Source organism: Arcobacter sp. CECT 8983, from assembly GCF_004118855.1.
In the GTDB taxonomy this organism is placed as follows: domain Bacteria; phylum Campylobacterota; class Campylobacteria; order Campylobacterales; family Arcobacteraceae; genus Halarcobacter.
On record NZ_PDKF01000011.1, the window covers coordinates 20,470 to 32,819 of the forward strand.

11 protein-coding genes are annotated in these 12,350 nt (G+C 28.2%); 4 read left to right on the forward strand and 7 right to left on the reverse strand.

The window, feature by feature from the left end; translation table 11 throughout:
• Window positions 1-5: 5 nt before the first annotated feature.
• From nuoF to CRV01_RS12085, 6 genes are all read right to left on the reverse strand, one after another.
• On the reverse strand, window positions 6-1,265 hold the full coding sequence (nuoF, locus tag CRV01_RS12060) for an NADH-quinone oxidoreductase subunit NuoF (RefSeq protein ID WP_129008486.1): 1,260 nt from the start codon (window positions 1,263-1,265) through the stop codon (window positions 6-8).
• On the reverse strand, window positions 1,265-1,741 hold the full coding sequence (gene nuoE / locus CRV01_RS12065; RefSeq protein ID WP_129008487.1) for an NAD(P)H-dependent oxidoreductase subunit E: 477 nt from the start codon (window positions 1,739-1,741) through the stop codon (window positions 1,265-1,267). The genes nuoF and nuoE overlap by 1 nt, the downstream gene beginning before the upstream one ends.
• Window positions 1,741-3,375: an NADH-quinone oxidoreductase subunit D gene (locus tag CRV01_RS12070; RefSeq protein ID WP_129008488.1), complete on the reverse strand. Its 1,635-nt coding sequence runs from the start codon at window positions 3,373-3,375 to the stop codon at window positions 1,741-1,743. The genes nuoE and CRV01_RS12070 overlap by 1 nt, the downstream gene beginning before the upstream one ends.
• A complete protein-coding gene (locus CRV01_RS12075) occupies window positions 3,368-3,883 on the reverse strand; it encodes an NADH-quinone oxidoreductase subunit B (protein WP_129008489.1) in 516 nt (171 codons plus the stop codon). The genes CRV01_RS12070 and CRV01_RS12075 overlap by 8 nt, the downstream gene beginning before the upstream one ends.
• Window positions 3,874-4,236: an NADH-quinone oxidoreductase subunit A gene (locus CRV01_RS12080; protein WP_129008490.1), complete on the reverse strand. Its 363-nt coding sequence runs from the start codon at window positions 4,234-4,236 to the stop codon at window positions 3,874-3,876. Before CRV01_RS12080 ends, CRV01_RS12075 begins: the two co-directional genes overlap by 10 nt.
• Before the next feature lie 130 nt (window positions 4,237-4,366).
• Window positions 4,367-5,515, reverse strand: coding sequence for a MalY/PatB family protein (locus CRV01_RS12085; protein WP_129008491.1), 1,149 nt, complete (start codon window positions 5,513-5,515; stop codon window positions 4,367-4,369).
• A gap of 84 nt (window positions 5,516-5,599) precedes the next feature.
• Here CRV01_RS12085 and CRV01_RS12090 point away from each other — a divergent pair, with 84 nt between their 5' ends.
• The gene (locus CRV01_RS12090; protein WP_129008492.1) at window positions 5,600-7,414 is read left to right on the forward strand and encodes a menaquinone biosynthesis decarboxylase; all 1,815 of its coding nucleotides are present in this window, start codon (window positions 5,600-5,602) and stop codon (window positions 7,412-7,414) included.
• A 15-nt stretch (window positions 7,415-7,429) separates the two neighbouring features.
• Here the strand turns inward: CRV01_RS12090 and CRV01_RS12095 are convergent, their stop codons facing one another.
• Window positions 7,430-9,712, reverse strand: coding sequence for an ABC transporter substrate-binding protein (locus CRV01_RS12095; protein ID WP_129008493.1), 2,283 nt, complete (start codon window positions 9,710-9,712; stop codon window positions 7,430-7,432).
• 93 nt (window positions 9,713-9,805) lie between these two features.
• On the opposite strand from CRV01_RS12095, the gene CRV01_RS12100 reads away from it, so the two are divergent.
• Genes CRV01_RS12100 through CRV01_RS12110 form a run of 3 tightly spaced genes read left to right on the forward strand, consistent with a single transcriptional unit; the run spans window position 9,806 to window position 12,187 of the window.
• Window positions 9,806-10,375: an aminodeoxychorismate/anthranilate synthase component II gene (locus CRV01_RS12100; protein ID WP_129008494.1), complete on the forward strand. Its 570-nt coding sequence runs from the start codon at window positions 9,806-9,808 to the stop codon at window positions 10,373-10,375.
• The gene (locus CRV01_RS12105) at window positions 10,372-11,577 is read left to right on the forward strand and encodes a hypothetical protein (protein WP_129008495.1); all 1,206 of its coding nucleotides are present in this window, start codon (window positions 10,372-10,374) and stop codon (window positions 11,575-11,577) included. Before CRV01_RS12100 ends, CRV01_RS12105 begins: the two co-directional genes overlap by 4 nt.
• A complete protein-coding gene (locus CRV01_RS12110) occupies window positions 11,567-12,187 on the forward strand; it encodes a Tfp pilus assembly protein FimT/FimU (RefSeq protein WP_129008496.1) in 621 nt (206 codons plus the stop codon). Before CRV01_RS12105 ends, CRV01_RS12110 begins: the two co-directional genes overlap by 11 nt.
• The last annotated feature ends 163 nt before the right edge of the window (window positions 12,188-12,350 follow it).

A 12,350-nucleotide genomic window follows, 5' to 3' on the forward strand; every position in this document is an offset into this window, starting at 1 on the left:
ATATTTTAGCTTTTAAAGTATTCAACGAATTCGTGTCTATATTTTTCAACAATGCTTTGGATAATATCTTTAACTGCTGGTGCAAATACACAAATAGTTTTTCCATTCATTGTTACACATACATCTAAAATAGTATTAATGTCCTCATCTGAACCATTACCTTCTAGAATTTTTTTAATAGTTTTATCAATCCAACCAGTTCCTTCTCTACAAGGAGTACATTGTCCACAAGACTCATGGTGATAAAACTCAATTAAGTTTTTAGCAACTTCAACCATTGAAGTACCTTCTGGAATAATCATCATTCCACCAGTACCAAGTGTTGAACCAATATCCCACATAGATTCATAATCTAAATATGCTTTCTCAACTTCTTCGGCAGTTAAAATTGGGCAAGAAGCTCCACCAGGAATTACTGCTTTTAACTTAAGTCCATCTTTCATACCTCCACCGATGTCATTAATAACATCAAGCATTTTTTCACCATATTGAAGTTCATAAACTCCAGGGTTTTTTACAGGACCACTCATTGCAAATAGCATTGTTCCTGGAGCTTTTTCAGTACCCCATTTTGTATATGATTCAAACCCGTTTAATACAATATTTGGAACAGATGAAATTGTTTCAACATTGTTTACAGTTGCAGGCATTCCATAGAACCATTCACACTCTTTTCCATGTGGTTTAAGTCTTGGATGTCCTCTTTTACCTTCAATTGATTCAATTAAAGCAGATTTTTCTCCACAAATATAAGCTCCACCACCTCTGTGAACAGTAATGTCAATTCTATAATCGTATTTGTTCATTACTTTTTCACCAATGATTCCGTGCGTATATGCTTCTTCAATTGCTTCATTTAATCTATCGATGAACCATTTATATTCACCTCTAATATAAATATATGCATCATGTGCACCAATTGCATACGAAGAACAAATAATTCCTTCAATTAATAAGTGCGGGTCATATTGGAAAATTTGTCTATCTTTAAATGTTCCAGGTTCAGATTCATCTCCATTTACAATTAAGTATCTAGGTCTTTCATCAACTGGTGGCATTAATTTCCATTTTGGTCCACAAGCGGCACCACCACCACCTTTACCTCTAAGTCCACTTTTACAAACTTCTTCTGTAATCTCATCTGGTTGCATAGAAAATGCTTTGTCAATAGACTCATATCTTCCATGTTTTAAAGCAACTTCAAGTTTATGAGAATCTGGAATGTCAAAGTTTTTACTAACAATTTTTACTAATTCAACTGCCATTACTTACACTCCTCAATAATCTTTTTAAGTTTATCAACAGACATGTTTTCATGGTATTGATTATTTAATGCAATCATTGGTGCACCACCACAAGCTCCTTGACACTCAACTTCAGAAAAGTGGAATTTTCCATCTTCACTTGTTTCACCAGGACCAATACCTAAAGTATCTTTTACAAATTTCTTAAGTTCAGGAGCACCCATTACCATACAAGAAAGAGTTTTACATAACTCGATGTGGTATGTTCCAATTGGTTTTAAATTAAACATTGTATAGAATGTTGCAAATTCATAAACTTCAATTGGAGTTTTTCCTAACTTATCTGCTACAAAAATCATTGCATCAGGACTTACCCAACCTTCTTGTTCTTGTACAAGCCATAAAGCAGGTAACATCATCGCATCAATTTTTGGATACTTTTTAGCAATTCTTGCAAACTCTTTTTCATTTGCTTCTGTATATTTAAATTTACCCATTATCTATCAAACTCCCCTGCAATAAAGTTCATACTAGCCATTGTTACAACAGCATCAGCTAACATATCACCTTCTACAATTTTTGAATAAGCACCTAAAGAGTAGAAACAAGGTGGTCTACATTTAACTTTATATGGAGTACCTGAACCATCACTTACGATGTAGAATCCTAATTCACCATTTGCACCTTCAGTGTAACCGTAGTATTCACCTTTAGGAACTTTAATACCTTCAAATGTTAGTTTAAACTGATTCATTAATCCTTCAATATTTCCATAAACATCTTTTTTATTAGGAAGGATAATTCCTTGGTGGTCAACATTAAGTGGTCCATCAGGAAGCTCTTTCATAGCTTGTCTAATGATTTTAATTGATTGTCTCATCTCTTCAAACTTAACCATTATTCTGTCATAAACATCACCATGTGAACCTACAACAACATCAAAGTCAAAGTTTTCATATCCATAATAAGGAGCATTTTTTCTTAAGTCAAATGCAACACCAGCAGCTCTTAAGTTAGGACCAGTAATACCAGCACTAATTGCAAAATCAGCATCAATTACACCTACGTCTTGTGTTCTATCGTGGAAAATTCTATTGTGTTCAATTAATGATAGTGAGTCTTCAATAGCTTTTTCAACATCTTTTAAAACTGCTGCTAAATCTTCAGCAAAGCCATCATAAAGGTCAAACTCTAATCCACCAATTCTAGTGTATGTATTTGTAAGTCTTGCTCCTGTTAGCTTTGAAAGAATATCATAAGCTTTATCTCTTGGTGCGAAGATATACCAGAAATTTGTAAGTCCTCCAAGGTCAACCATATTTGCAGCATTACAAACAATATGGTCAGTGATTCTTGAAAGCTCACCAATAATAACTCTAATCATTTTTGCTCTAGGAGTAATATCGATTCCTAACATATCTTCAACAGCTTTTGAATAACCGATATTATTTAAAATTGCAGAACAATAATTTAGTCTATCAGTATATGGAATGATTTGAGAGTAGTTGTGAGTTTCACAAGATTTTTCAAAACCTCTATGTAAGTAACCAATTTCAGTTACACAAGCAGCAATTGTTTCACCTTCCATTGCAACGAAGTTTCTAATTGTACCGTGTGAAGCAGGGTGAGAAGGTCCAACATTTAGCATCATTAGATCTTCCATATCAGCTTCACTATAACCTTTTCTTTTTAATAAAGGAAGCATTTCATCCATTAAGTCTTCAGTTTCAGTACAAATCTGACCTTTAGTGATTTCATAATCTTTTCTAAGTGGATGTCCTACAAATTGATGATGATTTAGTACTCTTTTTAAGTTTGGGTGACCTTTAAATCTAATACCATATTGATCATAAGTTTCTCTTTCTCCCCAATCTGCAGCGTAATATAAATCAGTAATTGAATCAACTTCTAAAGTGTTATCATCAACATACGATTTAATAGAAATTTGTTTTTTAAAGTTACTAGTTCTTAAAACATAGATAACTGCAAATCTAGATGGGGTAACATCAGGATATTTTAAAAAATCAATAGCAGTAATATCTAGTAATAATGTATAATCTTCTTCATTTTTAAGTCTAGTAATTGTTGATTTTATATCTTTTGCATTAATAAGCATATCTGTTTTAAGCATCTAAAATCCCTTTGAAGTTTTGGTCTCTTTCTTTGATTATAGATTCATTATAAGATTTTTTCTGAATATTCATAATTGCATCTAAAACAGCTTCTGGTCTTGGAGGACAACCTGAAATATATTCATGCACAGGAATAACTTCATCAATTCCTTGTAATGTTGTATAGTTATCATAAAAACCACCAGAACATGCACATGCTCCCATAGAGATAACCCATTTAGGTTCACACATTTGATCCCAAATTCTTTTTAAAACAGGAGCTTGTTTATAAGTAATAGTTCCTGCAACAATAAGTAAGTCTGCCTGTCTTGGCGAGAATCTTACAACCTCTGCTCCAAATCTTGATATATCATATTTCGCTGCTGCAACTGACATGAACTCAATACCACAACATGCTGTACCAAATGCCATTGGCCACATTGAATATGATCTAGCCCAGTTAACTGCTTCATCAAGTTTAGTTGTGATTATAGAATCACCTAAATTAGCTTCAGCTCCTAATCCCATGATAACGCCTTTTTCTTATACATATAAATAAGGCCAGCAAAAAGTAGTCCAATAAAAATAAACATTTTTACTAAACCTGCATAGCCAAGGTCAACTAAGTTTACTGCCCAAGGAAACATAAAGATTATTTCTACATCAAATAATAAGAATCCAATAGCTACTAAGTAAAACTTAATAGAAAACCTAATGTTTGTAGTTCCAACTGGGTTGGAAACACCACTTTCGTAAACTGTATTTTTTAATTTATCTTGTGTATTGTTTGGCCCTAGGTACTTTGTTAGTAAGAAAACTCCTACTAATATAAAAGCAATAGAGACAAAAATCACAGATGAAAGAACTAAATGTGTCGACATAATGTATCCCATTTATTAGAATGTTTACTAAATTGTACAATAAAATAAGTTACTATTTGGTCATATGTTAAAAATTCTTAGAAGTTTAGAATTTGGTGAGAAGATTTGTAATACTAAAGGGGAAACAGGGCTAAAAATATGTAACTATTTTACCCAGTCCCTCTTCAAGTTGAGATATTGGAAGTGCACAATTTAGCCTAAAATACGAGTCTCCTTCAGTTCCAAAGCTTCGTCCATCATTAAGTGCAACTTTTGATTTTTCAAATAACAAATTTTTTATTTCTTTATGTTTTAGCTTTGTGTTTTTAAAGTTTAGCCATAACAAATATGTTGCTTCTGGCTCTAAAAATTCTACTTTTGAGTTACTTTCTATTAAATATTCTTTAGTAAAATCAATATTATTTTTTAGATATTTTTTTAATTCTTCTAACCATTCTTCACCAAATTCATATGCAGCTTCTAATGCTGTAAATCCAAATACATTTACAGAAGCTAATTCTCTTTTTGTAATTTCTTTATCAAATCTTTCTTTTATTTCTTTGTTTTCACAAATTGCATATGAACAATTTAAGCCTGCAATATTAAATGTTTTTCCAGGTGAGTTTAAAGTTAAAGTAATGTTTGAAATCTCCTTTGATATTGATGCTATAGGAGTAAACTTTTTAAATACAATATCAGCATGAATTTCATCACTTATTATTAGTAAATTGTTTTCTATACAAATTTTGGCTAATTGTTCAAGCTCATCTTTATCCCAAACCCTTCCAACTGGATTGTGTGGAGAACATAAAACTAATATTTTAGATTTAGAAGTAATTTTGTTTTTTAAATCTTCTAAATCCATAGTATAGTAACCGTTTTCTTCTTTTAGTGAATTTCTAACTACGGTTCTATTATTATGTTTAATTGAGTTAAACAGAGGAAAATATACAGGAGTTTGAACAATAATTTCATCACCTTCTTCACTAAAAGCTTCAATTGCTGCACTATAAGCCGGAACTACACCATTACAAAAAGATATCCATGAAGTATCAATTTCCCATGAGTGTCTTTTTTTCATCCACTCTTTAACAAGGTTATAAGTTTTTGTAGTAGGTTTTGTGTATCCATAAATTCCATGTTGAGCTCTTTTTATAATTGCATCATTTATAATATCAGGAGTTTTAAAATCCATATCAGCTACCCAAAGTGGTTGTAAATCAGAGTATCCAAAGTATGTTTCTAGTGCATCATATTTAGCACAAGATGTTCCTTTTCTATTTACTATCTCATCAAACATATATATTACCTCTACTATAAACTATTTTTTAATGATAAAATGATATAAAACTTATACTAACAATTAGTTTACTATGAGGAAAAAATGAAAGAAGCTATTGAAATTTTAAAAAAAAATGATCTTTTAAGAATCATTGATGATGAGTTGGATATATATTTAGAGATACCACACATCGCTTATGTTGAAGTAAAAAAAGAAGACTCAAAGGCATTATTATTTACAAATGTTGTAGATAGAAAAAACAATAAAAAATTTGATATTCCAGTATTAATGAATGTATTCTGTAATGAAAAAGCGGTAAAACTTTTCATTGGAGATGGAGATAAGATTGGAAAAGAGATTGAATCTTTATTAAAAATGAAACCACCTACAACATTAAGTGAAAAACTTTCTACCTTTGGAAAACTATTTGCACTTAAAAATACAATTCCTAAAAAAAATAGGGGAAAAGGTGAGTGTCAAGAAGTAATAAAACTTGGAAGTGAAGCAAAACTTTCAGACCTTCCAATTTTAAGTACATGGGAACAAGATGGGGGACCATTTATTACTATGGGACAAGTTTATACTACCTCTTTAAATGGTGAAATGAAAAATTTAGGAATGTATAGACTTCAAGTATATGATGACAACACATTAGGAATGCACTGGCAGATTCATAAAGATTCTAATCATTTTTTCCACGAATATAAAAAGGCTGGTAAAAAAATGCCAGTTTCAATAGGAATTGGTGGAGATCCAATGTATATTTGGTGTGGACAAGCTCCTCTTCCAATTGGTATTTTTGAACTTATGCTTTATGGTTTTGTAAAAAATAAAAATGCACAACTTGTAAAATCAATTACAAATGATATATATGTGCCACGGGACAATGACTTTGTAATTGAAGGTTTTGTAGATACAAGTAAATTAAGAATTGAAGGACCTTTTGGAGATCATACTGGATATTATACTTTAGAAGAAGAGTATCCTTTTATGGAAGTAACTGCTATTACTCATAAAAAAGAGCCTACATACCTAGCAACAGTTGTTGGAAAACCACCTTTAGAAGATAAGTATATGGGACATGCAACAGAAAGAATCTTTTTGCCATTACTTAAAACAACAGCTCCTGATTTAATTGATTATTATATGCCGGAAAACGGTGTATTTCATAACCTAATTATTGCAAAAATTAAAACACTTTATCCTGGACATGCATCTCAAATGATGCATGCATTTTGGGGAGTAGGGCAGATGAGTTTTGTTAAACATGCAATCTTTGTAAATGAAGATGCCCCTGAATTAACTAATCATGAAGCACTTACAGAATATATATTAAATAGAATTGATATTGATGAACTTCTAGTTTCAAGAGGTGTTGTTGATGCCCTTGACCATTCTAGTCCAAAATTTGCAGTGGGTGGAAAATTAGGTCTTGATTGTACTAATGAAGAAGTAAAAGAGCTTGGAATTACTCTATTAAGTGATAAAGAATTATTAACAAAAATAGAAGAAATAACTGATGAGGTAAAGGATTTAAAACAGTACTATACAAATACAAAAAATCCTTTAACTGTTATAACAGTTGATAAAAAAAGAAATCAAAAAGAAGTTTTTGAAAGTTTAAAACCTCTTTACAAAAATATCAAAATATTAATAATTGTAGATGCTAAAAATCAAAATGATGTAAATAATCCATATATGTTACTATGGAGAGTCGTGAATAATATTGACTCAAATAGAGATTTATATATTGAAGATAATACTATTTGTTTAGATGGTACAAATAAAAATGAGTTTGACAACTTTAAAAGAAGATGGCCTGATGATGTAGATTGTTCAAGGGAAGTTTTAAATAGTCTAAAACAAAGAGGTATTTTAGATATTTCAGATGAGTTTATTAAAAAATATCAATTATAAAAAAGTTAAAGTAGTTTATACTACTTTAACTTCATCTTTTCCGTTTCTTTTCACATAATACATTGCATTATCAGCTCTTGTTAATAAAGAGTCCGCACAATCTGTTTCTTCAAATTGAGAAACGCCAAAACTACAAGTAACTTTTCTATCTATTTCAAAATCAAAGTTTGCAATCTTTTCTTTTAGTAAATAAGCTATATTTTTTGCTTGTATTTTATTGGTTTTAGGAAGAACTATTATAAACTCTTCTCCTCCCCATCTTCCAAAAGAGTCAGTTTTTCGTATATTATTATTTACTAAATATGATACTTTTTCTAAAACACTATCTCCTATAGAATGACCTAGTTGGTCATTAATTAACTTAAAGTTATCAACATCAAAGAAGATTAAAGACAGACCTTTTTTGTACTTTTTTTCTTTATTCAATTCAAGTTCTAATATAGTTTCAATTTTTCTTCTATTATAAGTATTTGTAAGTCTATCAATATTTGCAATTTTATTTAGTTCTTCTTCTACAATTTTTCTTTTTTTGATTTCTTTATTTAATTTTCTATTATTTATTGTGACTACAATAATAACAACTAAAAGAAATAAAGTTATAGTATATATCCATGTATAATCTTTTTCTGGCTCATAAATAATAGAATTGTATTTATCTCGAATATATTTTCTTTCCTCTTCTGTAATTGTTGAAATTGCTTTATTAAGTATGTTTAATAGCATTTTATTATTTTTATTCACATGAAGTTTAATTTCATAATTTTCATTGTAAATACCAGAAATCTTTGCATTTGAAATAGTCATTTTTGTTATATTATATGACAAGGCAGGAAGTTTACCTATTATCCCATAAACTTCATTGTTTTGTAATAGCGCAAATGATTCTTTTATATTTTTAGTTTCTATAAAATTTATATTTGGATATTTAGCTTTTAAATCCGTGTAATAAGAAGCATATTTAGTAATAGCAATTTTTTCATTAGTTAATTCTTTTATTGAAGTAGTATAAGGTTTGTCAACTAAAGTTGCTAATGCAAGTTTTATTTTATCTATACTAAGTGTATGATGTGAGTTTATATTCTCATAATCTACTGTTCCAAAGGCATATTTTAAATTATTTTGACCTGTATTAATTTTTTCATTTGCTTTTTTATTGTTATTAATAACATCAATAGCTGAATTTAAATTAAGTTTTTTTCTTATTAGATTCCAATAATCTATTTCTATTCCAGATAATTTACCTGCTGTTTCTATTGTAAAAGGAGGGAAGTCAGAATTGGAAATAAGATTAATTTGATTATTTTTTATGTACTCTTTTTCTTCTTTACTTAGATTTATTTTTTTTGAATTATATATAATATCTTCTAACTTAAAATTGACAGGACTATTACTTAATCCAAGTAAAAGATATAATCTTTTAATCTCTTCTACTTTTTTATAATCTATATTACCAAGTTTGCCTTCTTCAAATTGAGCAAGTTTTTTTAAAACTTTTCCTTCATATATTAAAGAGTTTAAACTTTTGTTTTGTGTATTATATTTATCATATATGATTTTTGCAGTATTTTCTATATTTTCAAAGGCATATTTCCAACCTTTTAAAACTGCTTTATACATTTTTCTAACTCTTACAGGGTTTTGTTTTAACTCCTCTTGAGAAGTAAAAAATAATCCACCATAAAAGTCAAAACCATAGTCACTTGGATTATGTATTGTAAATTCTATATTTTTAGAATCTAAAATATATGGTTCATTTGATAAGTAACAACCCATTGCATCAGTTTTTCCATTTATTAAGTCATCAAGGTTAAAAGAGTGTTGTATAAAATCAATATCTTTTAATTTTAAACCTTGAGAAATAATCATTGAATTAATAGCAGCTGCTGATCTTGCATCGGGAGTTAGCATTACTTTCTTATTTTTAAAATCTTTTATTTTTTTAATCTTTGATTTGTTTAATGAAATTAGAACCATTGGAGAGTTTTGATAAATGGCTACAAGAAGAACTATTTTTTTACCTTCTAGTCTATCGATAATTAAAGATGATTTTCCAACTGCATAACTAGCTTTAGAGTTTAATACTGTTTTTACTAAATCTACATTAAAGTTAAATTCTTTAATATCTACATCAAGGTTTTCTTCTTTGAAGTAACCTTTTTCTTTTGCCATATAATAACCTGCAAATTGAAATTGATGTAACCAATCTAATTGAATTGAGACTTTCTCATTCTCTTTTGCATGTAAAATCATAGTATTAAAAAGTATAGATATTAATAAAAATATTTTGTAGATATTCATGAAGAAAGTATATCTAAATAATATAAAATATAATCTATATGGATTTAATATATTTGTTGATATAATACATGTTCTAAAAATAGGAGAAAATTAATGATTTTAATGATCGATAATTACGATTCATTTACATACAATATTGTTCAATACTGCTTAGAGCTAGGAGCAGATTTAAAAGTAATTAGAAATGATGAATTAAGTATAGAAGAGATAGAGAAACTAAATCCAGAAAAGATTATAATCTCTCCAGGACCAGCAACTCCTGATGATGCAGGTATTTGTTTAGAAGCAATAGAGTATTTTGCAAACAAAAAACCGATTTTAGGAATATGTCTTGGGCATCAAAGTATTGCTCAAGTTTTTGGAGCAAAAGTAATTCGTGCTAAAAATATGATGCATGGAAAAACATCAACAATTAAACAAGTTAAAGAAACTAAAATATTTAACGAGTTACCACAAGAGTTTACACAAACAAGATATCATTCTTTAACTGTTAAAAAAGATGATTTGCCAGAAGTTGTGATTCCTACTTCATATAGTACGGATGACAATGAGATTATGTCTTTAGAAATTAAAGACAAAAATATTTATGGAGTTCAATTTCACCCAGAATCTATTATGAGTGAATATGGACATAAAATAATAGATAATTTTTTAAAGATATGAAAACAATAACTAGTGCATACAGATATTTATTTTTACTATTTTTCTCTCTAGTTTTATCTGCACTAGTTTACAATATTTTAGACCTTAGTATTTCTTATAAAGAGGCACTAAATTTTTTTATCAATAATTCAATATTAAGCATCATAACAAATGCTTCCACTGCTATTTTAGGTCAAAATGACTTTGGATTGAGATTTCCTTTTTTAGTTTTTTATATATTTTCTGTTGTTTTAATGTATAAATTAACAGAAGATTTTTTTAAAAAGGAGTCTGATAGATATATTAATTTAGCAATATTTTCAATTTTACCTGGATTGTTAAGTGCTTCTATACTTGTGAATAGTGCTATTATAGTTACTTTTTTCACTCTTTTGTATATATACATATATAAAATAAATAGTAAACACTCATATATACTATTACTGTTATTTTTATTTTTAGATAACTCCTTTGCAATCTTTTTTTTAGCACTATTTTTTTATTCACTAAAAAAAAGAGATACTATTTTATTAATTGTCTCTTTACTATTATTTGGAACTTCTATGGGAATATATGGTTTTGATACAGGGGGAAAACCAAAGGGATTCTTAATGGATACCTTTGCTATTTATGCATCTATCTTTTCTCCTTTATTATTTATATACTTTTTTTATTCAATATATAGAATAGGAATAAAAGAAAATAGAACTCTTACTTGGTATGTATCAATGACTTCTTTATTCTTCTCTTTATTACTGTCTTTTAGGCAAAGAATATATATAGAAGATTATGCTCCTTTTGTTGTTATATTTTTACCTTATATGATAAGACTATTTTTTAATAGCATAAGAATTAGATTACCAAGGTTTAGAAAAAAACATTATAATGTAACTATTGCAACACTTATTATTCTTTTTTTAAGTGTATTTTTAACACTATTTAACAAGCCTTTATACTTATTAGTAAGTGAACCAAAAAAACATTTCGCTTATAAATATGATTTTATAGAAGATATTGCTATACAATTAAAAAAGAAAAATATAAATTATATTAATTCTGAAGATGAAAAGTTGCTATTAAGATTAAGGTTTTATGGCATAGAGTCTGGAAATAAATATTATATTACTACAAAAGAACAATTCTTTTATGACTACAAAATTGACGTAAGCTATTTTAATAAAACTTTATATACTACATATATAATAAAAGAAAATGAAAAATAGTTTTTCAATTCTTGAATTGATACTTGTACTTTTTATTCTATCTATAATTACTACTACCTTTTATTTTAAACTATATCAAAATAAGTTAGCAGATGCTGCTAATAGAATAGAACTATATTTAAAACAAACTAGATACCAAGCACTTATAGATAATAAACAAAATGAAAATGATTCTTTGTGGTTTAGAAAAAGATGGACTTTTAAATTTTTTAATTGCTCAAATGATAAAGGAATATACTATGTTATATATAGTGATGAAAATAAAAAGGGACATCCAAATGAAAATGAGAGTTTATTAGATCCTCTTACAAAAAAGAGAGTTTTCTCTACTCATCATTGTGAATATGATGAAAATAGAAGTAAATATGTATTATTAACAAAAGAGTTTGATGTAGTGGATACAAATATATCTTGTAATAATACATCAGGTTTAGGACAAATATCTTTTGGAAATGGTGGAAAAATATATAGTAAACTATCAACACATGAGAATAAAAGTGAAGAGTATGAGATAAAAAACAGTTGTTTTATTGAACTTATAAATAAAGTAGGGGAAATAAAAAGCATTAAAATAGAGTCAAATACAGGTTTTATAGGAATAAATAAGTGAGAAAAGCAACTTTTTTAAAAATTTAAGCTCTAGTTAAGAAAAAACCCTTGACAAAGCAAGAAAAATCTATTATAATTCCCGTCCAATTTCAGAGGAACGACATCAAAAAGATTTGAGAGAGTTACGATGATATGGGAGATCTTTTACAATTTAGAAGGTATAT

Coding starts and splice junctions, on each gene's coding strand:
- nuoF (WP_129008486.1), bottom strand. CDS start 1,265: ATGGCAGTTGAATTAGTAAAAATTGTTAGTAAAAACTTTGACATTCCA.
- nuoE (WP_129008487.1), bottom strand. CDS start 1,741: ATGGGTAAATTTAAATATACAGAAGCAAATGAAAAAGAGTTTGCAAGA.
- CRV01_RS12070 (WP_129008488.1), bottom strand. CDS start 3,375: ATGCTTAAAACAGATATGCTTATTAATGCAAAAGATATAAAATCAACA.
- CRV01_RS12075 (WP_129008489.1), bottom strand. CDS start 3,883: ATGGGATTAGGAGCTGAAGCTAATTTAGGTGATTCTATAATCACAACT.
- CRV01_RS12080 (WP_129008490.1), bottom strand. CDS start 4,236: ATGTCGACACATTTAGTTCTTTCATCTGTGATTTTTGTCTCTATTGCT.
- CRV01_RS12085 (WP_129008491.1), bottom strand. CDS start 5,515: ATGTTTGATGAGATAGTAAATAGAAAAGGAACATCTTGTGCTAAATAT.
- CRV01_RS12090 (WP_129008492.1), top strand. CDS start 5,600: ATGAAAGAAGCTATTGAAATTTTAAAAAAAAATGATCTTTTAAGAATC.
- CRV01_RS12095 (WP_129008493.1), bottom strand. CDS start 9,712: ATGAATATCTACAAAATATTTTTATTAATATCTATACTTTTTAATACT.
- CRV01_RS12100 (WP_129008494.1), top strand. CDS start 9,806: ATGATTTTAATGATCGATAATTACGATTCATTTACATACAATATTGTT.
- CRV01_RS12105 (WP_129008495.1), top strand. CDS start 10,372: ATGAAAACAATAACTAGTGCATACAGATATTTATTTTTACTATTTTTC.
- CRV01_RS12110 (WP_129008496.1), top strand. CDS start 11,567: ATGAAAAATAGTTTTTCAATTCTTGAATTGATACTTGTACTTTTTATT.